We start from the raw sequence: 23,787 nt of genomic DNA on the forward strand, positions 1-23,787 counted from the left end.
CAATCTCTTAATGATTAATTCATCACTTCGTCAGTGATAAATAAAACGCAATAAACATTTAACAACTCAACCCTGTAAGCTAAGTTTGTTTGCTGTATCGCGTCGGGATGAGCACAGTATAGGGGATTTCAAAATGCTTGCAAGTACTTTTAAGCATTTGTTTTATCGAGTGTCTTTTTTTTATGCACCAATTTGATGCATATTTACCCTATTTAAAGCATAAGTTTTTAATTATAAAGCAGAAATATGAATATTATATTTCTGCTTTATTTTTTATATTATTTTTTCACAATATTTGCTTTCGTTTGAATACTGATGATTTTTACAGCTTGTGTTGGCACATTTTGATATGCACCTACATTTCTTGTTGGTACATTGACGATTTTATCAACAACATCCATGCCTTTCGTTACTTTACCAAATACTGCATAGCCTGGATTTCCTGTGGCTTTATTGAGAAAGTCATTATTAGCGACATTAATAAAGAATTGACTAGTTGCGGAATTTGGATCATTGGTTCTTGCCATTGCCAATGTACCACGTGCATTTTTCAAACCATTACTTGCTTCATTTTGAATCGCAGCTTGTGTTGGCTTTTCTTGCATATTGCTATTAAAGCCACCGCCTTGAATCATGAAACCTGGAATCACACGGTGAAAGATCGTGCCATTATAAAATTGGCTCTTTACATAGTTTTGAAAGTTCTTTACTGAAATCGGAGCTTGTTGGTCATAAAGCTCTATTTCTATGTCACCCTGTGTAGTTTTTATTTGCATCTGTGTATTGGCAAATATCTGACTTGAAGCAGCTAAAAGTAACAGTGATAAACTCAGTTTTTTCATTACATATATTCCTGATTTAGATTTAGGCTTTTCATTTATACCAACTTATATTAGTGTCGTATTTAGAAATAAAAAATTAACATTTATTAATAGAATAGTAAGAGGGAAATTTACATGGAAAATATAATCCACACCTCATTGCCTTGGCATTTGAATGGAGAAGGCTTCATTCTCAATTATTGGATTAGTCCTCAATTTACCCAACAATATTCAATGATGGGAATTCAACCAACGTCTATCGGACGTTTAGTACAAGTGGTATTGGTTCGCTATCATACATCCCCTGTTGGTCCTTATGATGAATTATTAGTTTTAGATCATCCTCTAAAAAATATAAATCACTTGTCTTCGATTCCTAAAATTTATGTTTCTAGTCAAAGTTCTGTAGATGAAGGTCGTTATCATTGGGGGATTCCAAAAGAACTCGCTAAATTTGAATGGCATCGTCATACTCATCAGCTCTTTTGTTCTATTTCTCATCAAGGTCAAGAACTTTTATTACGTCTTAAATTTTCTAAAAATAGTTTGTCTCATACAGTTTCTTCAAGATTCATCCCAAATACCTTATTGAATATTCGACAGCACCATGGACAAGTTCAATATGATTTTCAACCGCAGTTTCGTGGAACTTTAGAATTTATTTCACAAGCTCATTGGCAAAACACGCAAGATATTTTTCCAGATTTCTCACAAGCACGCTTTTTAAAGGGCTTTTATGCTCCAAGTTTTGAACTTATTTTTCCAGAAGCAACAAAGGTACCTATTTAATGCTCTCTCACGTGAAACGAGAGCATTTTTATATTGCATAATTATTTGTATTTATCCCAAAATTTTCTAAACTCTTTACTCATCTCAATTACATTTCTTTTAGCTTTACGAGAAATTGGCGTGAAGTTAATAAAGCCATGTGTTTGGTCTTCGTAATCTTGGTAATGCACTTTCACATTGTTTTGACGTAGCTTATAAGCATAAATCTTACCTTCATCATGGAGTACATCATGTCCCGCAGTAATGATATATGCAGGTGGTAACTTTCTGAATGTGCCATAGGTTGGGGAAATTATAGTTGCATCGAGTGGGACATTATATTTCGTTGCATAGTATTCAGTAACATGGTCAATGTCCGAACTCGTCAAAATCAGACCATCTTTATATGCAAAGAATGATGGATGACGGCTCTTAAAATCAACAGCTGGGTAAATCAGAAATTGTGCTTCTGGTGCATAAGATTTATTGACTGTTCGTTGTGCCAATACTGCACAAATATTTCCACCAGCACTATCGCCTGCAATTGCAATACGATTTTTAAGAATTTTAAATTGGCGACGATTTTGGTAAACCCAAGCAAGTGCATCTTCACACGACTGGATTAAATCATAAGGTCCAACCTCAGGTGCAAGTGGATATTCTATACTCAGTACTTGTACTTTGGCATGTGTCGCAATCAAACGACATACTTCATCATGAGTATCTACACTACCCACCACAAAACCACCACCATGATAAAACACCACCATAGGTAATTTTTTGCTAGGTGCAGGATGATAATGGCGGGCATAGATACTGCCACTTTGTAGGGGTAAACGAATGTCTTCAACCGATTGAACTGATGTTGGTCTATTCACAATCGACTGCATTTGCACTTCAAATTGTTTACGTGAATATTCTACATCTGCACCAATAAACCCGACTTTACCCTGTTTTAACTGAGCAGCGACCATACATTTCGTAAAACTGTCTAATTGTGGGTATTGATATGGATAGCCCAATAATTTCACTAAGGATTCTTGTGCAAATTTAGGTAAACGATCCAAAGAACGTGCCGCAGGACCTTGTGCCTTTTCTATTAATTCTTGGATGTTATTGTTCAAAGCGACCATAGTTCGTCCTTTTGTTTACTTGATTCTTCATATTTTCTACACGATCAGACTTTAGCTGACTATATTTGTATAGAAGTCTCGCAATCGATATACAAATATAAAACTTAGATACGCTAATCTGACTTCATAGTACTTGTCATTAGCTTTTTTGCTTTAAATCGACTTTTTTTATGCTATTCGTTTCATTTCTTTGTGGAGGCAGTCATGATGATGAAAACAATTATTGTATCTATAGCAACTGCTGTGTTGGCTGTCGGTTGTGTGGCTTTTCCTGATGATGGTTCATATCGTCAAGGTGGCTATTATGGTGGAAGCTATGGTGGTTATGATCATGACCGCCGCTATGACCGTGATAATGATCATCGCTATGACCGAAATAATGAGCGTGATCGTTGGGAAAGAGAACGAGCTTATCGTTTACAACAAGCCCGCTTAGAACAGCAACGTCGCCAACAGCAAATCGACCGTGATCGCCAGCATCAACGTGATTGGCAACAACGAGAAAGACAAGAACGTGCGGATCGTCAACGTAGAGAACGTGAACAGGAACGCTTGCAGCAAGTCCAAAGACATACTTGGGAACAGCGTCAACAACAGAAACCCTCATGGCAAAATAATGATAAAAAATGGGAACAACCAAATCAACGCCGAGATGATAAAAAGCGTGATCGTCGTAGAGAAAATGAGCGTGACTAAATATCTCAACTAAATCATGTTTATTATGATCATAAAAAACCTGAGAAAATTAACTCAGGTTTTTTATTTTACTGATTTTGTACTCTATGAAAATAGATAGTCTGTGGCATCCAAACAACTGTCTATTTTCAGAGATTTATCTCTTATTATTGTGCAGCAGGTTGCTCAACCACATCGGCTTCAGGATTAACTTGGATTGGTGCAGATTGTTGTAAAGTTGGGTCAGACTGAACTGCTACACCCGTTTGTGATGAAGCATCTACACTCGCACCTTGCGCAGTACTTTCAGTTTGTGGAGCTTGTTGTGTAGCTGTTGTTTCTGGCGCACTGGTAGATTATGTTGATGTACAACCAACGGCAGCCAAAGACACACCTGCCAATAACAGCGAAATTAGACCTAATTTTTTCATTTAAAATACTTCCTTTTTGAGACTCTATAAACATCACAAAGATTCAAACTCTTTGTGCTGCCTATGATTCCTGATATTTTTCTGCTCTGCGTGTGTTCTTGGTTAGACTTTTAAGCGCATCAGGTAAAATGTTGTAGATGTTTTATTAATTTTTCAATGGCTCTATTTTCATGACAATCATTCCAAATAATTTATTGTTTTCACATTAAAAATAACTAAAATGTATTTGAAATTTTCATATTACCTATACTATTCCAGTTAAATATTGCAATAAAAAGCTCTATTTCCCTTACATTGTAAAATAGATGCTTTAGGCAAAAAAAAAAGCGTATCCAAGAGGGTTGGATACGCATTGAAAAGTATTGCTAAATCATTACAGGATGAATGATGGAAATCAGAATACTGCTTTTCATCTATTTTGAGAAAGATTTTATTTTGATCATATTATTGGTTTTATGTATAAATATTGAACGATTATTTCTCTAAAATGAAATCACACCCGAAATCTACCACTCGTTTCACTGTAAATTCCCTACAAAACACACCAAATTGTCAATAAATCCTAAAAATATACGAAATAACATTAAATAATCACTGCAATAACTTGAATTTTTTGGCGATGCCCGCACATTTTGAATATTAACAAATTAAACACTCATGGCAGTTCAGCATTAACCCAGTTAACTCTGATGCCGAAAAGGACTGTACATGTTTAAGAACCCATTTAAACGGAGTAAATCTATGGCAACTGAGCAAAACCAAGACGCTCAAGATCTAGGGCAAGAGCAAGCAGAACAGCAAACTCAAGCTGAAACCGAGCAAGCTGAAGTTTCAGTTGAGGATTTACAAGAACAAATTGCACAACTCGAAGGCGATTTAAAACTTGAAAAAGCACGTACTGCCAATGCAGTTTACGAAGCTCAAAAAAGCGTTGAACGTATTCAACGTGAGTCTGAAAAGCATAAAGATACGGTGCTTGAAAAATTTGCTAAAGAGTTATTGGAATCTGTCGATAACCTTGAACGTGCGATTCAAGCCGCAGGTGAAGACAATGCAATGGTTGAAGGTGTGAAACTTACGTTGAAATCACTCCTCACTACACTTGAAAAATTCGGCGTTGTGGAAGCAGATACAGCAAATGGTTTCAATGCAGATTTGCATCAAGCAGTGGGGATTGACCCAAATGCCAAAGCCAATGAAATCGGCAATGTTTTACAAAAAGGTTATACCTTAAATGGTCGTCTGCTCCGCCCTGCAATGGTTATGGTTGGTGCATAAACCCAATAAATGCGAGAGTTTTTTAGAAATTTTATCAAAAATGACTTGAAATATTTTGAATGGCTCTCATATCGGATTACAAGAAAATCACTTTTAATTTCTCATCAACAAAACGAGAGATTAAAGGATTCAAAAGAATTTAGAGGAATATATTAAATGGCTAAAATTATCGGTATTGACTTAGGTACAACCAACTCATGTGTTGCGGTACTTGAAGGCGATAAAGTTAAAGTAATTGAAAATGCTGAAGGCGCTCGTACAACTCCATCAATTGTTGCGTACAAAGATGGCGAAACTTTGGTCGGTCAATCTGCTAAACGTCAAGCAGTGACTAACCCTAAAAATACCTTGTATGCAATCAAACGTTTGATCGGTCGTAAGTACCAAGACCAAGCAGTACAAAAAGACATCGGTATTGCACCATTCAAAATCGTGAAAGCGGACAATGGCGATGCTTGGGTTGAAGTAAACGACAAAAAACTTGCACCACAACAAGTTTCAGCTGAAATCTTGAAAAAGATGAAAAAGACTGCTGAAGACTATCTTGGTGAAACAGTAACAGAAGCGGTTATTACTGTTCCTGCATACTTCAACGATGCACAGCGTCAAGCAACTAAAGATGCAGGTAAAATCGCAGGTTTAGAAGTTAAACGTATCATCAACGAACCAACGGCTGCTGCACTTGCGTTCGGTATGGACAAGAAAGAAGGCGACCGTAAAGTTGCGGTATATGACCTTGGTGGTGGTACTTTTGACGTATCAATCATTGAAATTGCTGACTTGGATGGCGACCAACAAATCGAAGTATTGTCTACAAACGGTGATACATTCCTTGGTGGTGAAGACTTTGATAATGCATTGATCGACTATTTGGTTGAAGAGTTCAAAAAAGAACAAAACTTTAACTTGAAACAAGATCCTCTTGCACTTCAACGTTTAAAAGAAGCAGCTGAAAAAGCGAAAATTGAACTTTCGTCTTCAAATGCAACTGAAATCAACCTTCCATACATCACGGCTGATGCAACGGGTCCTAAACACTTAGTGATCAATGTAACTCGTGCAAAACTTGAAGGTTTGGTTGCTGACTTGGTTGCTCGTACCATTGAACCTTGTAAAATTGCGCTTAAAGATGCTGGTCTTTCAACAAGCGACATCTCTGACGTGATCTTGGTTGGTGGTCAGTCACGTATGCCAATGGTTCAACAAAAAGTTCAAGAGTTCTTCGGTAAAGAACCTCGTAAAGACGTAAACCCTGATGAAGCAGTGGCAATTGGTGCTGCGATTCAAGGTGCGGTACTTTCAGGTGACAAAACTGACGTACTTTTACTTGACGTGACTCCATTGACACTCGGTATTGAAACGATGGGTGGCGTGTTAACAGCGATCATCGAGAAAAACACCACGATTCCTGCGAAGAAATCTCAAGTGTTCTCGACTGCTGCGGACAACCAACCTGCTGTAGACATTTCTGTGTTCCAAGGTGAACGTAAAATGGCGCAGCAAAACAAATTGTTAGGTAACTTCCAATTAGGCGACATCCCTCCTGCTCCACGTGGTGTGCCACAAATTGAAGTATCGTTCGACATTAACGCTGATGGTATCTTGAAAGTATCTGCAAAAGATAAGAGCACAGGTAAAGAGCAATCAATTCAAATTAAAGCAAACTCTGGTTTGAGCGATGCTGAAATTGAAGCGATGATCAAAGATGCTGAAGCGAATGCTGAAGAAGATCGTAAGTTCGAAGAACTTGCAAAAGCCCGTAACGAAGCTGATGCACTCGTTTCATCTTCTCAAAAAGCAGTAAAAGATCTTGGCGAACAAGTGACTGCTGATGAGAAATCTGCGATTGACGCTGCGGTATCTGAGCTTGAAGTGACTGCGAAAGAAAATGATGTTGATGCAATCAAGGCAAAAACTGAAGCTTTACAAAACATCATCATGCCGATTACTCAACGTGCGTATGAAGCTACTCAAGGTCAAGGCGGAGCTCAAGGTTTCGATCCTAACCAATTCGGTGGTGACGCTGGTCAACAACAGCAAAAAGCGGACGATGGCGTTGTAGATGCTGAGTTCACTGAAGTGAAAGATGACAAAAAATAATTCGTTATTGAATGTCTAAAGAAAACCGCTCAAGAGATTGAGCGGTTTTTTGTTTATTTTAAATATTTTTGATCAATGACTTCAAATTGTTGCATTGCCAGAAAAATATGATGATATTTGTTCCAAGATTCATTTTTTGTGCCTGAAACAATAATAATTGCCATATCCATATCATTACTCCCCCAAGCAAAGCTATACATCGTATGATGTACACCTTCAATCAATTCCAAACCTATAGAAATAAATAACCCTTCATTTGTTTCTGGTCTAATTTGAATGACTTGTTGAGCTTCTTTTTGCTTTTCATTAAAAATTTTTATTAATCGTTCTTTAGCCGAACAACCTGTATTTTTCAGCGGGGAAACCATTAATTGAATTCTGACTCCAGTTGTATATCCTTTATTTTCTTTTATATTTTCTTCAGAAAAATACCAGTTGTAAGTCAAATCATCATGAGCCTCTAGATAATGCCAATTTTCCGGTTTTAGAATTTTCCCACCTAATGGGTGAAGAATTTGTTCAACCATATTCGGAAAATAAAGCTCTTCGGTATTTTGAATGTTTTTCACATCGGAACTCTTTATTTTAAAAATTTTACTAAAAAAATTTTTCATATTTTATTCTTCTTACATAATTCGACCATTATTAAACATATAGTTATTAAAAGCCACTTTGTTCAATAAAGAACCTCAAAAGATTGAGCGGTTTTTTTATACTGCAATTTATTTTATATTGATCAGGAGCATAAAATGAGCTACAAAAATGCAAAAATCCCCTGCTATTACTTTACCTGTATTTTATAGTCTCATTGCTGCCCAATTTATTCTGCCGATCATCGCAGCATTGGTCGATATATTTAGTCCACAACCTGAACTTGCTCTGCTCGATAAAACCTTATATATCGAAGCACAAAGCCTAGAATTATTTATTATTACAGGTGCAACCATTCTAATTTTTATTATTACCATTGGCTTATTTTTACGGAAACATTGGGCAAGAAAAGCCTATCTCTATACATTCTTCCCTGCTTTTCTCATCTACTTTTTACCTTATATGCATTGGATTTATATGAGCAGTTTCGCTGCTATTTTCAATGATTTGGCTTTTGTTTCTGCAGGTATTTTGCTGACGATTTTAGCAATTCCAGCCTTATATGAACCTTTATTTGAAGAAAAAAATTAATTCTTCAACATTTCATCATAGAGAATATTTAAAGTTCCCTTGCGCATTTTTGAATTTAAGCTACATTAACCATATTGCAACTTTAAAATATAAAAAATGCGCTATTGGTTGATTATTTTCACAATTATTTTTACCGCTTATTTTTCTATACAGCGTTATTTACATCCGCAACTCAATCATAATTCTGTGATAGATCGTATTTCTCATCCTTTAGACACACGTCTACGCTATCGTATCGGTGAGGTTGATCCACGCTTTAACCTCAGCCAATCACAAGTGCAAGATTTGGCACAACAAGCTGCTGAAATTTGGCATCAAGGCACAATGAAAAGCTTATTTGTTTATGATCCCAATGCCAAACTAGCCATTAATTTGATCTACGATGAACGCCAAGCTGAATCTACAGCTCGTCAGCAAGAATTAAATATTTTGGAAAATACGCAACAATATCAGAATAGTGAAAGATCAAATATTGAAAAATTGCGTGCCGAATTAGATCAGTCCAATCGTGAATTAGAAATAAATAAAGTAAATTATGAAAGCAAAGTCACGCAATACAATCAATTTGTGCAAAACATTAACCAGTCAAATCAAGCCATGCATCCATCAGCACAAGCTCAATTAGAACAATTAAAAAATCAATTACAAACCGAACAAATCAATTTAAATCAAAAACTTGCTGTACATAATAAAAAAGTGAATCAACTGAATCAACAAGTCGATGTTCTAAACTCAAATAATCAACAATTTAACCATTCAGTAGACAAGTTTAATGCTCGCTTTCAACCTCGTCAGTTCGATAAAGGCGTGTTTAATGGACAAAGTATTAATATTTATGAATTTCAATCTGACGCAGATTTACGAGTGACGATTGCCCATGAATTAGGTCATGCACTCGGGCTATTACACAATGCTGATCCGAAAGCACTGATGTACCCCACCATGGAAGAACAAGATTTGCAAAACTTTAAATTAGCCGCAGCCGATTTAGCAATGTTAAACTCACGCTGAGAAGTAGTTTAATGCTTATTTGAAATCCATATTATAAATAAGTATTCATTTTATTTTTTAAAAATCATGCTATTGTGACAATAGATATTTAAAGGAGATTCCAGTGAGTTATTATCATATTATTCTTGAAGTAAATGATCATATCAGCACGATTGAACAAACACGTGATATTGAAATTTTTGATATTACGGAACTTCAACCTTATCTCCATTCTATTTTATTGCCTTATTTCAATGAGCAACAAATCGAGCTTGAAGAAGAAAATATCGAGTTCGCTGATATTTTACATATTGAAATTAAGCAGACTTTGCTCCCGATCCAACATTTAATTGAAGAAGAACAAAAACAATTACCTAGCGATACGGATGTGACCATCACAGCATATGAAATTTTCAATGATCGTGATCATACTCAGGATGTGACTGCGGTGATTTTAGACTTATTAGAAGCTGTAAAACTCGGTTCAGACTGAAATTTAATACAGCATTGGATTTCAATTGAAAAAGGTCTGCACATGCAGACTTTTTACGATACTCATTTAAAATACAAATAGAAACTTATTGCATCATATTTTGAGCAGCTTCATTTCTAAATGCTTTTAGAATCTGCTGCCCTGCACGACCTGTTGGATTTAAGCCCAACTTGGTTTGCTCTTGTTGAATTGCCTGACGGGTTTTATCCCCAATCAAACCATCCGCATCACCAATCGGATAGCCTTTTTTCAATAAATAATTTTGAATTTCACGGCGCTCTGCACGAGATGTTCCTGCATCTGCTGTTGGCCAAGCTGTTTGGAAAGTGCCCTTACCTTGCAAACGATCTGACAAATGTGCAATTGCCAAAGCATAACTTTCCGCAGCGTTATAACCATAAATCGCATCAAAGTTTTTAAACACTAAGAAAGCTGGACCATTCGCCCCTGCTGGCATCATTAAACCTGCTTGCGATCCACCTGATAAATTACCTTGAATGATTGGCGTGCCATCAACACGGGTAAATCCACGATTTTCCCAAGAACTGAGTGATTTTTTATTGCGACGACTTTCACCGCCAACTGAAGCACTATCAGGAATACGTACTTCAAAGCCCCACGGCATACCTGTTTGCCAACCACGTTTTTTCAGAAAGTTGGCTGTAGAAGCCAAGGCATCCGCAGTACTTGAAACCAAGTCACGGCGACCATCGCCATCAAAATCAACAGCTAACTCTTCATAAGTCGATGGCATAAATTGGGTATGACCGAATGCCCCCGCCCATGAACCTTTCAATTGTTCTTCACGTAAATCACCACGTTGTAAAATACGCATGGTGGCAAAAAACTCACCTCGGAAATAATCTTGACGACGCCCTTCACAGCTCAATGTTCCCAAAGCTTGTAATAATGGGTATTTACCTGAAATATCACCAAAATTACTCTCTACCCCCCATACCGCAACTACTGTTTCAGCAGGTACACCATATGCCGCAGCTACACGATTTAACACTTCACGGTGTTGTGCCAACATTTGTCGACCCTTTTCCACCCGCTCCTCATCCACCAAACCTGAAAGATAATCCCAAATCGGTGTAGAAAATTCAGGTTGATAATTCAATTTCGCAATCACTGAATAATCAGGCGTTAAATTTTGCGTATAACGATCATAGGTTGAACCGCTCACACCTGATCGGATAGCACTTGAACGCAAATTTGCTAAACAACCTTGAAAATCTCGTTGTGGTGAATAATCTGACGCTGTATTTGCAATCACTGTTGTTGAACTTGCAGGTGATGTTTGACCATTAATCACCAATTCAGCATTTGCCTGTGTCATGGCTAAAAGAGCACTACCACATAAAAAAGCTAAGTTACGCATATAATCCACAAAATCTTTGTTCATTAAAATTATGCTATTAACATACCATTCTGTGGATAAAATGACAGAAACAAAACGTAATTTTTGAATTCATTTTCTACTTTTTAAATTCATAATTTAATTTTGAATTCAAATATTTTATCCACAATTCATATAAGTCTTATTTTTAAATTCAAAACCTCATCAATGAATTTAAATTCAAACTTTTAGCAAAAGTTATCCACAGTAAATTCTGAATTTAAATCTTTAAAACATGGATTAAACAATTTATTTATATTGATTTTATTTAAATTCAAAAGATGAAAAATTTAAATTCAAACATCGAAATCGTAGATTTTAAATTCAAATATAAAAGTTTGAATTTAAATCATGAAATAAAATTATTTTAGGAAATAAATATTCATCCATACCCAATATTGAGATGATGAAAATGAAAGGTCGACATCATACTGAAATAAAAAAAATAAAAAAGCGACCAAAGATTCGATCGCTTTTTTTACATGCAAATTTAGATTTAAATGCTCATATCTTCGCTCATTCGCCTAGAATCTAAACATTTTTAACGAAATAAACCCGTCACAGGACATCTAAATGGTGCTTTACTTCCCGTACCTTCCACTGCACGATAAGTCAGTGCTTTTAAATTTTTCCGATATGGTAAATCTTCTGGCAATACAATATCCCAAACCAAACCCACATTTTTCATCGCATTCAACGCCCACCAACCCGGATCTGGTTGATTGTCATAAATACCTAAAATCGCTGACTCAGGAAATGCATGATGGTTGTTGTGCCACGATTCACCCATGGTGATATAAGACGCCCATTTGACATTGTGTCCTTGTACCGCTGCATTCACCACCTCATGATCCATTTCACCATGATTATGCGCAAAATAGCCCACCAACCAATGTCCCATCACTGAAATCACGATACGAGCAGATATTCCCCAAACCACCCAAGCGATCCCACCACAGGCAAATAACAACAATGCCAAAGGTAGTTGTTGCAACATCCAAGTCTTTTCCATAAAACGATAAACAGCATCATCTTTCAAACGACTTTCAGGCGTAAAAACAGGGGGATGTTCAAGTTTTAGATCACAATGCAGTTGCCACCAACCGTCTTTTAAAATATGTTCACCATGCCGTAAATAAGAATGGCAATCTTTCTGTCTTTGCGCCCAATCGCGTAAGTCATGCGTATGTACCATGCCAAAAGGTCCAGCCAAACCAACAATAACGCCTAAATGTACAAGAAAATATTCAAGCCACTTCGGACACTGATAACTGTGATGAATCAGTTTGCGATGCATCCCTAAAGAATGCCCAAAACAAAGGGTAAATGCGGTGGTAAATAAAAACACTAAGACTGCTTCAAGTGAAAATGTCAAAAATCCACCAACCAATGCAATCGCTAAATGGCTGAAAACCCACAGAGATTTTGTTGGTGACCATTTTACTTGCCCATGCACCGCATTGGTGAATGGGTTTTGCATCTTAATACGTGCAATTTCAATGATTTCGGACATATTATGCCCCCTGTAGGATTATTATTGAATCGTTATTGTTTATATTTTATACAGAGTGTTTTTAGTAAAGTAAATGGCTTATTTAACACAAAAAAGCGACCTCCAAGGAAGTCGCTTTTTGATTATTGGATATTTAGCATTTAGATGCTCATATCTTCACTCAAAGCCAACGGATTCGGTAGAATCTTCGCCAATTGACGGCATAAAGTCGTCAATTCTGCACTGTCATTCGGCATTAAAGTAATATGTCCAATCTTACGACCTTCACGCTCAGTTTTATTGTAAAGGTGCATGTGTGCACCTTTTAACGCCAAAACATCTTCAGATTTGGGATATTGACCAATGATATTCACCATCACGGTTGGGCGAACCACTTCAGTTGAACCAAGCGGTAAACCTGCAACAGCACGAATATGATTTTCAAACTGTGAACAAATCGCACCTTCAATCGACCAATGCCCTGAGTTATGCACACGTGGTGCCATCTCATTGGCATATAAGCCTTTTTCTGTTACGAATAACTCAAGTGTCAGTACACCGACATAGTTTAAATGGTTCAATAAACGCGTGATGTAATCCTGTGCCACAGGCTGTAAATCTGTGCTGTTTGGCGCAGGTACAATCGAGTGCGACAAGATACCATTGTGATGATGATTTTCAGCCAAAGGCCAAGTTTTTACATCACCATCAATACCACGCACTGCAATGATCGACACTTCACGTGAGAAAGTCACAAAACTTTCCGCAATCAATTCACCTGCAGGGCCGAGTTCAACCCAAGCTTGATCAATCTGATCTGCTGTACGCAATACAAACTGACCTTTGCCATCATAACCACCACGTGAGGTTTTCAGGACAATCGGTAAGCCGAGTTGTTCAACCGCTGCTTTTAATTCATCGAGTGAAGTCACCGCTTTATACGGCGCAACAGGGATCGCAAGCGCATCAAACAGTGCTTTTTCAGACAAACGATGTTGTGCAATCGCCAAAGCCTGACGTGGCGGATGTAAATCTTTTTGTTTGGTCAAAACATCGACATCGATCAACGGTGTATTTTCAAACTCAAGGCTGAATACATCTGCGCTGGCAATAAAATCTTGCAAGCCATTTTCCGCTTTGGTTGAAAATACTTGACCTAATGCAGCAGATGGACAATCTTGGCTGGCTTCAAAAAAGGTGCATTGAATATTTAGGGGTAGGGCAGCTTGCGCCATCATTCGACCCAATTGACCACCACCAAAAATACCGATGGTTTTATCCATAATCTGTGTCCTGTTTTTCGCTTGGCTTGACTGACTGAATATGAAACTGACTCAATAAAAAATCAGTCAATCTTAAATTTGACCCGGAATATTTTTGCTTGCCACTTTATCAGTTTGCGCAGCACGGAATTCAGCAACATTTTTTGCAATTTCTGGACGTGTCAAACCTAAAATTTGTGCTGCCATAATTGCCGCATTGGTTGCACCCGCAGGGCCAATCGCCAATGTACCCACTGCAATACCTGCTGGCATTTGCACGATAGACAGCAATGAATCTACGCCATTCAAAATAGAAGATTTAACTGGAACACCCAATACAGGAAGATCAGTTTTTGCTGCACACATTCCAGGTAAATGCGCCGCACCACCTGCACCTGCAATAATCACTTGAATACCACGTTCACGCGCAGTTTCAGCATATTCAAATAAGCGGTCTGGCGTACGATGCGCAGAAACAACTTCGGCTTCAAAAGGGACACCAAGCTGTTTCAGCATATTGGCAGTGTTTTCGAGAGTCGCCCAATCAGATTGAGAACCCATAATAATTCCAACTAAAGGAGCGTCTTGTACAGCGGCCGCATTCATTGCATATATTCCGTAAACGAATGTAAGGAAGTTTAAAAACTGATGATCAGTGTTTAAATGAATATCAAGAAGCCCGCTATTATAGACTGATTTTTCAGCTCAATAAAATTTTACAGACATAGATAAGACAATATTTTTAGTATTTTTTAGGCGAATAAAGACTTTATTACGGTGCACTCCATCTACTGACTTCTAAAAACAAAATAAACACAACCAAACAGACATAATGCTGCCCAAATATAATCAAGCTTAAACGGTTGTTTAAATAGGAAAATCATAAAAGGAACAAAGACCAAAAGTGTCACCACTTCTTGGGTAATTTTCATTTGCCCAACTGCCCAACCTTGTTGTGCCAACATTTTGGTCGCAGGAATCATCAAACTGTATTCAAACAATGCGATGATCCAACTAAACAGGATTGCTTGCCACAAAGGCGCATCATGCGGTAAAAATTTTAAATGCCCATACCATGCAAGTGTCATAAAACAATTAGCAAGAATAAGAAGAAAAAGCGGAAGAGATAAAGCCATTTCAGTTCAGAATAACTATTTTTATGATAGATTAATATGACTCAATAAAAATTCAAAGCAATAGACTTAATATATGACTGATCAAATTATTCCTAAGTTTGATTTTTCTAAGAAACATTTAAAAAAACAAGATTTTTTATCTTTTTTAGTAGAAAGCTTAGAAGATGAATTTCATGCTGAAACTAAAGAAATTTGTTTTATAGAAAAGCACTTTAAGACAAAAAGAACATTGTTTGAGATTAATGATTTTGCTGTACAAAGTAGAACAGTATTTCTAGAGGATTGGCGAAAGGTTGAATCTTTGGATTTCAGTACGACACACCAAAACTACATCATTTTAGCAATGCTCATTTTAGTTAGCATCTTTAATCAAAAAGAACTTAAAGTTAAATTAACTCACCCTAACTCAATGATACGGCAAGTAATTATCCGCCCCATAGATTTATCTTATTTCAGCATAAATATAAAAAAAATTATTTATTCTTATAAACGAGTTCATGCTTTTATAGATAATTTATTTGAAGAAAATCAAAAACTGGAATTCATTCAAACTTCAGGAAAAGAAGAAATCAATCCACGAGATTTAGATTGGGAAAAAGATAGAAATATAATGCTTATTCAAGGTGATATATTTAAACTTTTCAACACTGCGCAACTTTTTCTGAACTTTGCCCATCCTTATAATAAGCTTATCGATGATATTAAACTTACTGGATATGTTGGTTATGTTGAAAACTTATCACCATGGAGTACAAATATTCATTTATGGTTACCAAAAACGGTAGGCTATTTTTTGAATGATCCTCCTGAATAAAGAGATATAAATTGGCAACAAGAAAAACTATCTTTTCCCTTAAACCCTTGCTATCGTTGCTTTCAAATCAAATGAATCACGACAACACCACAACAACAAAGTGATGTGTCAAAAAGAAGTGGAGTGAGAACGAATGCATCTGCATATCTTGGGTATCTGTGGCACCTTTATGGGTTCTTTGGCGTTATTGGCGCGTGATTTAGGGCATAAGGTGACAGGTTCAGATGCAAACGTGTATCCACCGATGTCGACCCAATTGGAAAATGCAGGCATTACTTTAATGCAAGGCTATGACCGTAGCCATTTGCAACCACATCCTGATCTTGTGATCGTGGGCAATGCCATGAAACGTGGTATTGATGCCGTAGAATATATGCTGAATGAAGGTCTACCGTATATTTCAGGGCCACAATTTCTTGCAGATCATGTTTTACAAGGCAAACACGTACTTGGCGTCGCAGGCACACACGGCAAAACGACAACCACAACCATGCTGGCGTGGGTACTCGATCAAGCGGGTTTAAATCCAGGTTTCTTAATCGGTGGCGTTCCTTTAGGTTTCAGCGAAAGCGCTCGTTTAGGTGGTGGTAAATACTTCTGTGTAGAAGCAGACGAATACGATTCAGCGTTCTTTGATAAACGTTCTAAGTTCGTACATTACCATCCTAAAACAGCGATTTTAAATAATTTAGAATTTGATCACGCTGATATTTTCGATGACTTAACAGCGATTCAAAAACAATTCCATCATTTAGTTCGTACCATTCCAAGTGAAGGTCGCATCATCGCACCAATCACTGAAACCAATATTGATGAAGTATTGGAAATGGGCTGTTGGACGCCTGTAGTTCGTACATCGTTAGATGCCAATGACACAGCTGAAGTTTATGCAGAACAACTATCGAGCGATGGCTCACATTTCAAAGTACTTCAACACGGCGTTGTAAAAGGTATCGTTAAATGGACGATGACAGGGCAACACAGCGTTGCCAATGCTTTAGCGACTATTGCTGCTGCTGAACATGTCGGTGTGTCGATTGAAACTGCATGTGAAGCATTGTCGAATTTTGGCGGTGTAAAACGCCGTATGGAACTTTTGGATACGGTTAAGGGCATCGAAGTCTATGATGACTTTGCCCATCACCCAACGGCAATTGATACCACACTTGAAGGTGCGCGCAAGCGTTTAGGTGAACGTAAACTTTGGGCAATCATTGAGCCACGTTCAAACACCATGCGTATGGGCTCACACAAAGATGGTCTGGCTCATTCTGCACGTTTAGCCGATGAAGTGATCTGGTATCAACCTGAAGGCTTAGATTGGGATTTGCAGCCTGTGATTGATGCTGCACCAAATAAAGCGGTGATTGCACGTACTTTGGATGACATCATCCAAACTGTGGTTGCTGAAGCAGGCGAGGGCGATGCAGTCGTGATCATGTCAAATGGTGGTTTTGGTGGCTTACATCAAAAATTGCTTGCAGCATTAAAAGCCAAATAAGTTGTACGAAATTATTTTAATGCCAAGAAACCCGCGAAAGCGGGTTTTTCGATACTAAGGATATAAGCACGATTTTGTGATCTTATTTCAAAGAGATTAAAAATAATTTTGATAGCCTCGATTTTGGTATCCTACATTGCTTTTTGTAGGCTTTTCCACATTTGCAGTCTGTAATAAAATTTTGAGAAAACCATCAATTTGTTCACCTGATAATTGATGTGGTAAAAAACGATGTAAACCATTTTTTTTAAAAAAATTAGAAATTTTAGTATTAGAATTTACATATTTCATTGACCATTGCCTGAAATGCAATTCATTAATCTCGACCGTTTCAAACTGATATATATCTGTATGCCGACCATCTTTTTGAATAGACTCAAATAATGCGATAACTTTCTCGCTTTCCCCTTCAAGACATTGAAAAAATGTACCTTCTGCATAATACAGCACCCCAACAATGCCTTGCTGTGCATTGAATTCCCGCGCTGTGGCTAAAATATCACTTAAATCAAGTAGTAAATCATTGTCATTTTCTACTCGAATGCTGGCATAGCATAATCGGATCATCGGAAGTTCTGCTTTTATCATGGCTTATCTCATTATTGAATAATTTTTAATCATTTGTAATTCTTTTCTCACAAAATCTATCTGTTCTGATGACTCACTTTTCCCTGAAAAATCAGCAATAATGTCTCAAATGAACAGGTTTTGCCCTTAACTGACTCGATGGTTAGGGGCTTTTTTTATTCGAGAACAAAAATGATTAAAAATTTATTATTACTCGTCATACTGCAAATTTTTTACATTGGTCTTGTACTTTTCTTACATAAACTTGGGCTAAATGAGTTTATCAATATTGCCATCATGTCATTTATTTTAGGTGTATGTAGTCATTACCTACTTGACTCGTGGATCTTTAAACTGATGCTCACTATTTGCCTTTCTGCATTGTTTATTGCTTTACATGGTCATCTTATGTTTGCTGTATTCCTCAGTTGTTATGGTTTAGCTTTGACTATTTTTCAATTCAACATTCATCATCCAATCAAAACCAAATATGAGCTTCATCCACATTGATGCTCATATTTCTACATACAATTTATTTTATAACATCACATCAGCAAAGCTTTTTTCACGCCTAAACATCACATCAACATAAGAACATGTTGGTATAATTTTAAGCTGCTTTTCACGTGCAAAATCCACCAAAGTATCCAATAACTGACGTGCCACGCCTTGTCCCCGTAGAGAATCATCTACCCATGTATGATCAGCAACAATTTTATGTGCATCACGCCATACATAGCTGATCTCAGCAATACGTTGACCTTGTTCATTCTCTAAAAAGAATTCACCTTTATCTGTGTTATCAATATGTTGAAATTGCATATTGTTATCTCATGAATGTGTTATGACATTTAATTTAACAAAGTCTATGCAAAAAGAAAATTCGACTAAAAATACACACCATTATGAAAATAAAACATCGCGAATTGAGGAATCTTTATCAAACACTGATTTTGCAAAAGGGCAAAGTGGTATTACAGCAATGTTTTTTTCACGTGCAAATTCAACTAAATTATTTAACAATTTACGCCCAACGCCCTCACCACGTAGCTCATCTTCAACTGAGGTATGATCAATAATCAATTTATCTTCACCTGCCCATGTATATGCCATTTCAGCCAAATGATGACCATCTTGACCAATATAAAACTCACCTTTTTTACCATCATCTTTATGTTTGATTTCTAACATTTTTCTATACTCGTTAAAACAATTATTATTTTTCAACATGCCATAAATATTCAATATTTTTTAGATATTTTCTGTTAAGTTTTTTTTATAAATTGAAAATCATCAACAAAGCACTCAACGTAAATACTGACAAAATCGTTGACCATAAAATACTCTGGGAAATCGTTTTAGCATCAGTTTTATAGAGCTCTGCCAACATATACGGTCCCGTCCCTGTTGGTAAGGCACTCAAAATAATAGCGCTATTTGCCCATGCTGTCGGAAGTTTAAAAATCACGATCGCAAAAAATGCAGTAATCAATGGTTGAATGATAAGTTTAGCAAAAACCAAAGGAATAAATGAACGAGTTTGTACACTAATCTGCTTTTGCGCTAAAAATAATCCCAATGAAATCAAAGCACATGGTGATGTTGCCACAGCAAGCATATCAAGTAGATGTAACCATGGAGTTGCGATCTGATACCCCGTAGCTGCCCACATAAAACCTAAAATTGGGGCAATCACGATTGGATTTTTAAGCAAAGCCAAAATAACATGTCGAAGTGTCGCAAACACATGACCTTTTTGTTGTAATGTAAACTCGATCAAAGTGACGGAAACAGCAAATACAACCACCACTACGATCAATGTCGCAATCATGGCAGGTTTTAAACCAAATTCACCAAAAATCAGTACACATAAAGGAATCCCAACATAGCCTGTATTGGCATAAGCAGCACTTAAACCATCAATACTGGCAGTAACTAAACTGTGCTTTTGCCAAATTCTCCAAAATAATATGGCTGCAAAAACCACAATACAACCCATCACATAGGAAATCACAAAACCTGTATTCCAGATTTCAGAAATATGCGAAGTAGCACAAATCTTAAAAAGCAATGCAGGTAAAAAGACCCACACCACAGCTTTATTTAATTCTGCCGCAGCATGTTCGGACAATTTTCCAGAAGTTCGACAAAAATATCCCAATAGAATGATCAAAAAAATCGGTAAAACAATGGAAAATATGTCTAGCATCTGTCGGGCAACTCCTTCGCACCTGTTGATTTTTCACGTATATTTTTGCTTATTTAGCCATAAAATTTGCTTTGAATGCCACAAAAAATACGATAAATATCAAATCATGACGATCTTGCTATAAATTTTTCGACTTTATTTAACTTAACAAGTGTGCCAAATCAGCCTAAAATTTGGCACAAATTCTTTAAATGATTGACAATGTCAGCCTTTACTCCCCAAAACTCAAAATTAGTATCCTCACCTAATGAAACTCAGCAATGGATCAGTGTGATTAGCCTTGCTTTTGCTGCATTTATTTTTAATACCACTGAATTTGTGCCTGTTGCCTTACTCAGTGATATTGGTAAAAGCTTTGCCATGCCTGCCACTGATGTTGGCATCATGATTACTATTTATGCATGGGTGGTTGCTCCCATGTCATTGCCCATTATGCTGTTAACCAAAAATATTGAACGGCGCTTTTTACTGATCGCACTGTTTTCTGTTTTTGTCGTGAGTCATGTTTTATCTTACTTCTCATGGAGTTTTAATGTGCTGTTGCTGAGTCGTATTGGCATCGCATTCGCCCATGCATTATTTTGGTCAATTACTGCATCATTGGCAGTGCGGGTTGCACCGAAAGGCAAAGAATTACAAGCTTTGGGCTTACTCGCTACAGGTACAGCATTGGCAATGGTCTTAGGCATTCCATTTGGGCGTATGATCGGTGAAGCGTATGGGTGGCGTAATACTTTTGCATTAATTGCGATTGGTGCTGCTATTGTCTGCATCATTTTGGCAAAAACTTTACCCAAACTACCTAGTGTCAATTCAGGTTCATTGAGTAGTTTAAAAGTCTTCTTCAAACGTCCTGCTTTACTGATCGTGTTTGCGTTGACAATTATTGTGATTACTGCCCAATTTACGGCATACAGCTATATTGAACCTTTTGCACTCAATATCGCCCATTTCAGCTCATCACAGACGACAACTTTATTACTGATCTATGGTGCTGCGGGCTTTCTAGGTTCTTATTTATTTGGAAAATTTGCCCAAAAATATCCAAAACTGCCGATTCCTTTGAGTAGCGCTGTATTGGCTATTTCAATGTTATTACTCATTCCACTTTCAACCGATTTTGTAAGCTTTAGCATTGTCAGTTTATTTTGGGGAATGGCAATCATTTGTTTTAGCCTTGCACAACAAGCCAAAACACTAAATTTAGCTTCAGATGCCACAGATGTTGCAATGGCAATCTATTCTGGACTTTATAATGTTGGCATCGGTGGTGGTGCTTTACTCGGTGGCTTAGTCACAACGCATTATGGCTTGAATCAAATTGGCTTGGTTGGTGGGGTATTGGCACTGCTTGGAACGGCACTCGCCTGTGTTCTTGTGATACGTAAAGATTTTTTGCTGAAGAAATAATTTTAACAATACTTGCAAAAAAAAATTGCGTTCGCTTAAAAATCATGCGATATTTATCACATTAAGTATTCATTATTGATACTTATTCCAAATTCATTGAACAAGGGGAGTAGCCTCTCCAAATTATCTCTATGTGATTCAAAAATTTACATAGAGATAAAATGTCAGAATATCGTCATTACGCATTTTTATTGATTAGATTTAACTATAGATAAAAAAGCCGGTATCTGAGCATTATCTCTCTAAGATAATGTAGGCAAGACTTTGATCATGTTGACGCAGATGTTTTTATCATCTGGCAACTGGTCATGGTCTTTTTTTATGCCTGATTGATTGCCAGAAATGGAGTTTTTATGGAATCAATCGGCAATCCATGGCTATATCTGGCGTTCTTTGCCATCGTCAGTATCATGTTACTCATCGACTTTCTTGGTTTTAAACAAAAAGAAGGACAAGAAGTCAAAGTCAAAACCGCAGCCTACTGGAGTATTGCATGGGTTACTGTTGCAACACTTTTTGGTGGTGGTTTATGGCTTTATCTACAACAAACTGCAGGCGTGACCATCGCCAATGCAAAAACCATGGAGTATTTTGCAGGTTATTTACTGGAAAAATCCCTCGCAATTGACAACGTTTTCGTGTGGATGATGATCTTCGCAGCATTCAGTATTTCACCTGCATTGCAACGTAAATTGTTACTCTACGGCGTACTTGGTGCGATCGTGCTAAGAACCATTTTTATCTTTATTGGTGCATGGTTCGTTCAAGAGTTCTCTTGGATTCTCTATCTCTTCGGTGCATTCCTTCTCTATACAGGCTTTAAATTGTTGAAAGGTCAAGACGATGAAGACAGTAATATCGAAGACATGGCGATTTTAAAATGGCTACGTAAACACATGCGAATCACGCCACAACTCGAAGGTGGCAAGTTCTTTGTTCGTCAAAATGGTGTACTGTGGGCAACCCCATTATTCCTTGTATTGATCTTGGTGGAAGCGTCTGATGTGATCTTTGCGGTCGATTCAATCCCTGCAATTTTTGCTGTCACTACCGACCCATTTATTGTACTCACAGCAAACTTAATGGCGATCTTAGGCTTACGTGCAATGTTCTTCTTACTGTCAGGTGCTGCATCGAAAATGCATTATCTACCGTATGGTTTGGGTCTGATTTTAATGTTTATTGGTACAAAAATGTTGTTGCTCGATGTGTTCCACATGCCAATTTGGATCTCATTGGGTTTCATCGTGATTGTATTGGCGATTACAGCAATCCTGTCAATTCGTCACAGTAAAAAATATAACGAAACAACCTTATAAGTTGATTAAAAATACTGAGCCTTCCGAATGGAGGGCTTTTTATTGTAAATATAAAAGTTTCACTCATCTATCAGTTGAAGCTGTGACCACCGCTGTAAAAACCGTTTAGACCTGACACGTTGCATAAATACATCATGACTGACCAAACGGTCATTCCAACGCAGTTTGAGTTCAAATAAATCTTTCAAACCAAAGGGTGTAATAATTTCCAATTCATTATTATCCAATAATCTGACTGCTATCGCAGTTGCTGTTTCAGGCCAAGTTGCCAAAGCGTCATACAATGAAGAATAGGGTAAAATCGGCTGCCCATTTTCCAATGTATACCATGTATGGACATAGGCTTGATTAACCACATCCCACGTATTTTCAGGAAATTTTTGTATTAATTTTCTTTCGATTTCATGGCTGATGTATGGACTATTTTCATGCGGATCAAAGAAAATCACATCGATCTCGCTATGTACAACATCATCGCTTTGTTCATGCAGAATAGACCAAACAAGGTTGCGAAGCACTCCCGCACTGAGGTAAACATTTGGTGCAATTTCTCTTAAATACATCAGTCTTTGCTGTAGTGCCTGTTCACGAAAAATTATTTCGGTGAGTGCTTTTCGAAAATTCTGTTGAGCAGAATCAAAGTGTTGTAGGGTTTTCATACATTTTTAACATGCATTTTGCAAAAAATAGTCTCTGTACAATTTCAACACATCCTCATATTATACAGCACATAAAATTTGTTTTAATTTTTATTCTGTTAGAAAGCAAATAGATAAAAATACTGAAAATGCAAGGCAGACCATGCGT

General features: G+C 37.1%; 25 protein-coding genes. 12 read left to right on the forward strand and 13 right to left on the reverse strand.

The features are described from left to right. Window positions 1-278: 278 nt before the first annotated feature. Window positions 279-842, reverse strand: coding sequence for a peptidylprolyl isomerase (locus tag AVJ19_RS15295; protein WP_111860518.1), 564 nt, complete (start codon window positions 840-842; stop codon window positions 279-281). Window positions 843-956: 114 nt separating this feature from the next. Here AVJ19_RS15295 and AVJ19_RS15300 point away from each other — a divergent pair, with 114 nt between their 5' ends. Then, complete coding sequence (locus tag AVJ19_RS15300; RefSeq protein ID WP_111860519.1) at window positions 957-1,610, forward strand: acetoacetate decarboxylase family protein; 654 nt, start codon at window positions 957-959, stop codon at window positions 1,608-1,610. Between the two features lie 41 nt (window positions 1,611-1,651). Here AVJ19_RS15300 and AVJ19_RS15305 read toward each other — a convergent pair whose 3' ends face one another. Beyond that, window positions 1,652-2,722 (reverse strand): alpha/beta hydrolase, encoded by a 1,071-nt coding sequence (locus AVJ19_RS15305; RefSeq protein WP_111860520.1) that lies wholly within the window; start codon window positions 2,720-2,722, stop codon window positions 1,652-1,654. Window positions 2,723-2,926: 204 nt separating this feature from the next. Here AVJ19_RS15305 and AVJ19_RS15310 point away from each other — a divergent pair, with 204 nt between their 5' ends. From AVJ19_RS15310 to dnaK, 3 genes are all read left to right on the forward strand, one after another. After that, the gene (locus AVJ19_RS15310) at window positions 2,927-3,418 is read left to right on the forward strand and encodes a hypothetical protein (RefSeq protein ID WP_111860521.1); all 492 of its coding nucleotides are present in this window, start codon (window positions 2,927-2,929) and stop codon (window positions 3,416-3,418) included. 1,151 nt (window positions 3,419-4,569) lie between these two features. Next, the gene (grpE, locus tag AVJ19_RS15315) at window positions 4,570-5,106 is read left to right on the forward strand and encodes a nucleotide exchange factor GrpE (RefSeq protein WP_111860549.1); all 537 of its coding nucleotides are present in this window, start codon (window positions 4,570-4,572) and stop codon (window positions 5,104-5,106) included. Between the two features lie 156 nt (window positions 5,107-5,262). Continuing rightward, a complete protein-coding gene (dnaK, locus tag AVJ19_RS15320) occupies window positions 5,263-7,206 on the forward strand; it encodes a molecular chaperone DnaK (RefSeq protein WP_111860522.1) in 1,944 nt (647 codons plus the stop codon). A 53-nt stretch (window positions 7,207-7,259) separates the two neighbouring features. Here the strand turns inward: dnaK and AVJ19_RS15325 are convergent, their stop codons facing one another. Beyond that, window positions 7,260-7,820 carry a hypothetical protein gene (locus tag AVJ19_RS15325; RefSeq protein WP_111860523.1) on the reverse strand — a complete coding sequence of 187 codons (561 nt, stop codon included), beginning with the start codon at window positions 7,818-7,820 and terminating at the stop codon, window positions 7,260-7,262. 148 nt (window positions 7,821-7,968) lie between these two features. On the opposite strand from AVJ19_RS15325, the gene AVJ19_RS15330 reads away from it, so the two are divergent. The 3 genes from AVJ19_RS15330 (at window position 7,969) to AVJ19_RS15340 (ending at window position 9,871) form a co-directional block, all read left to right on the forward strand. Beyond that, window positions 7,969-8,388: a hypothetical protein gene (locus AVJ19_RS15330; protein WP_111860524.1), complete on the forward strand. Its 420-nt coding sequence runs from the start codon at window positions 7,969-7,971 to the stop codon at window positions 8,386-8,388. A gap of 96 nt (window positions 8,389-8,484) precedes the next feature. Then, window positions 8,485-9,399 carry a matrixin family metalloprotease gene (locus AVJ19_RS15335; RefSeq protein WP_111860525.1) on the forward strand — a complete coding sequence of 305 codons (915 nt, stop codon included), beginning with the start codon at window positions 8,485-8,487 and terminating at the stop codon, window positions 9,397-9,399. A gap of 103 nt (window positions 9,400-9,502) precedes the next feature. Further along, window positions 9,503-9,871 (forward strand): hypothetical protein, encoded by a 369-nt coding sequence (locus AVJ19_RS15340; protein WP_111860526.1) that lies wholly within the window; start codon window positions 9,503-9,505, stop codon window positions 9,869-9,871. A gap of 85 nt (window positions 9,872-9,956) precedes the next feature. Here AVJ19_RS15340 and AVJ19_RS15345 read toward each other — a convergent pair whose 3' ends face one another. The 5 genes from AVJ19_RS15345 to AVJ19_RS15365 all read right to left on the reverse strand — a co-directional run bounded on the left by AVJ19_RS15345 (window position 9,957) and on the right by AVJ19_RS15365 (window position 15,160). Next, window positions 9,957-11,252 carry a lytic murein transglycosylase gene (locus tag AVJ19_RS15345; protein ID WP_111860550.1) on the reverse strand — a complete coding sequence of 432 codons (1,296 nt, stop codon included), beginning with the start codon at window positions 11,250-11,252 and terminating at the stop codon, window positions 9,957-9,959. 559 nt (window positions 11,253-11,811) lie between these two features. Continuing rightward, complete coding sequence (locus AVJ19_RS15350) at window positions 11,812-12,783, reverse strand: acyl-CoA desaturase (protein ID WP_111860527.1); 972 nt, start codon at window positions 12,781-12,783, stop codon at window positions 11,812-11,814. A gap of 140 nt (window positions 12,784-12,923) precedes the next feature. Beyond that, window positions 12,924-14,045, reverse strand: a complete 1,122-nt coding sequence (locus AVJ19_RS15355; RefSeq protein ID WP_111860528.1) for a 5-(carboxyamino)imidazole ribonucleotide synthase — start codon at window positions 14,043-14,045, stop codon at window positions 12,924-12,926. Between the two features lie 72 nt (window positions 14,046-14,117). Next, window positions 14,118-14,630 carry a 5-(carboxyamino)imidazole ribonucleotide mutase gene (gene purE, locus AVJ19_RS15360; protein WP_068974186.1) on the reverse strand — a complete coding sequence of 171 codons (513 nt, stop codon included), beginning with the start codon at window positions 14,628-14,630 and terminating at the stop codon, window positions 14,118-14,120. Between the two features lie 182 nt (window positions 14,631-14,812). After that, window positions 14,813-15,160 carry a DMT family protein gene (locus AVJ19_RS15365; RefSeq protein WP_111860529.1) on the reverse strand — a complete coding sequence of 116 codons (348 nt, stop codon included), beginning with the start codon at window positions 15,158-15,160 and terminating at the stop codon, window positions 14,813-14,815. Window positions 15,161-15,233: 73 nt separating this feature from the next. Here AVJ19_RS15365 and AVJ19_RS15370 point away from each other — a divergent pair, with 73 nt between their 5' ends. Then, window positions 15,234-15,974: a hypothetical protein gene (locus tag AVJ19_RS15370; protein WP_111860530.1), complete on the forward strand. Its 741-nt coding sequence runs from the start codon at window positions 15,234-15,236 to the stop codon at window positions 15,972-15,974. Between the two features lie 133 nt (window positions 15,975-16,107). After that, window positions 16,108-17,475: a UDP-N-acetylmuramate:L-alanyl-gamma-D-glutamyl-meso-diaminopimelate ligase gene (gene mpl, locus AVJ19_RS15375; RefSeq protein WP_111860531.1), complete on the forward strand. Its 1,368-nt coding sequence runs from the start codon at window positions 16,108-16,110 to the stop codon at window positions 17,473-17,475. 96 nt (window positions 17,476-17,571) lie between these two features. Here mpl and AVJ19_RS15380 read toward each other — a convergent pair whose 3' ends face one another. After that, entirely contained in the window at window positions 17,572-18,063 is a 492-nt protein-coding gene (locus tag AVJ19_RS15380; RefSeq protein WP_228203378.1) for a BLUF domain-containing protein, read from the reverse strand. 171 nt (window positions 18,064-18,234) lie between these two features. Between AVJ19_RS15380 and AVJ19_RS15385 the strand changes: the two genes are divergently transcribed. Beyond that, window positions 18,235-18,552: a hypothetical protein gene (locus tag AVJ19_RS15385; protein WP_111860532.1), complete on the forward strand. Its 318-nt coding sequence runs from the start codon at window positions 18,235-18,237 to the stop codon at window positions 18,550-18,552. A gap of 27 nt (window positions 18,553-18,579) precedes the next feature. Here the strand turns inward: AVJ19_RS15385 and AVJ19_RS15390 are convergent, their stop codons facing one another. The 3 genes from AVJ19_RS15390 to AVJ19_RS15400 all read right to left on the reverse strand — a co-directional run bounded on the left by AVJ19_RS15390 (window position 18,580) and on the right by AVJ19_RS15400 (window position 20,251). Continuing rightward, window positions 18,580-18,864: a GNAT family N-acetyltransferase gene (locus AVJ19_RS15390; protein WP_111860533.1), complete on the reverse strand. Its 285-nt coding sequence runs from the start codon at window positions 18,862-18,864 to the stop codon at window positions 18,580-18,582. Between the two features lie 81 nt (window positions 18,865-18,945). After that, a complete protein-coding gene (locus AVJ19_RS15395) occupies window positions 18,946-19,233 on the reverse strand; it encodes a GNAT family N-acetyltransferase (protein ID WP_111860534.1) in 288 nt (95 codons plus the stop codon). An 85-nt stretch (window positions 19,234-19,318) separates the two neighbouring features. Continuing rightward, window positions 19,319-20,251, reverse strand: coding sequence for an AEC family transporter (locus AVJ19_RS15400; RefSeq protein WP_111860535.1), 933 nt, complete (start codon window positions 20,249-20,251; stop codon window positions 19,319-19,321). 201 nt (window positions 20,252-20,452) lie between these two features. On the opposite strand from AVJ19_RS15400, the gene AVJ19_RS15405 reads away from it, so the two are divergent. Both AVJ19_RS15405 and AVJ19_RS15410 read left to right on the forward strand, forming a co-directional pair. Then, window positions 20,453-21,661, forward strand: a complete 1,209-nt coding sequence (locus tag AVJ19_RS15405) for a sugar transporter (RefSeq protein ID WP_111860536.1) — start codon at window positions 20,453-20,455, stop codon at window positions 21,659-21,661. Window positions 21,662-22,014: 353 nt separating this feature from the next. Next, on the forward strand, window positions 22,015-22,980 hold the full coding sequence (locus tag AVJ19_RS15410; RefSeq protein ID WP_111860537.1) for a TerC family protein: 966 nt from the start codon (window positions 22,015-22,017) through the stop codon (window positions 22,978-22,980). 59 nt (window positions 22,981-23,039) lie between these two features. Here AVJ19_RS15410 and AVJ19_RS15415 read toward each other — a convergent pair whose 3' ends face one another. After that, the gene (locus tag AVJ19_RS15415) at window positions 23,040-23,639 is read right to left on the reverse strand and encodes a nucleotidyltransferase family protein (protein ID WP_111860538.1); all 600 of its coding nucleotides are present in this window, start codon (window positions 23,637-23,639) and stop codon (window positions 23,040-23,042) included. Between the last annotated feature and the right edge of the window lie 148 nt (window positions 23,640-23,787).

Origin of the sequence: Acinetobacter sp. CFCC 10889 (assembly GCF_003268395.1) — a bacterium.
In the GTDB taxonomy this organism is placed as follows: Bacteria; Pseudomonadota; Gammaproteobacteria; order Pseudomonadales; family Moraxellaceae; genus Acinetobacter.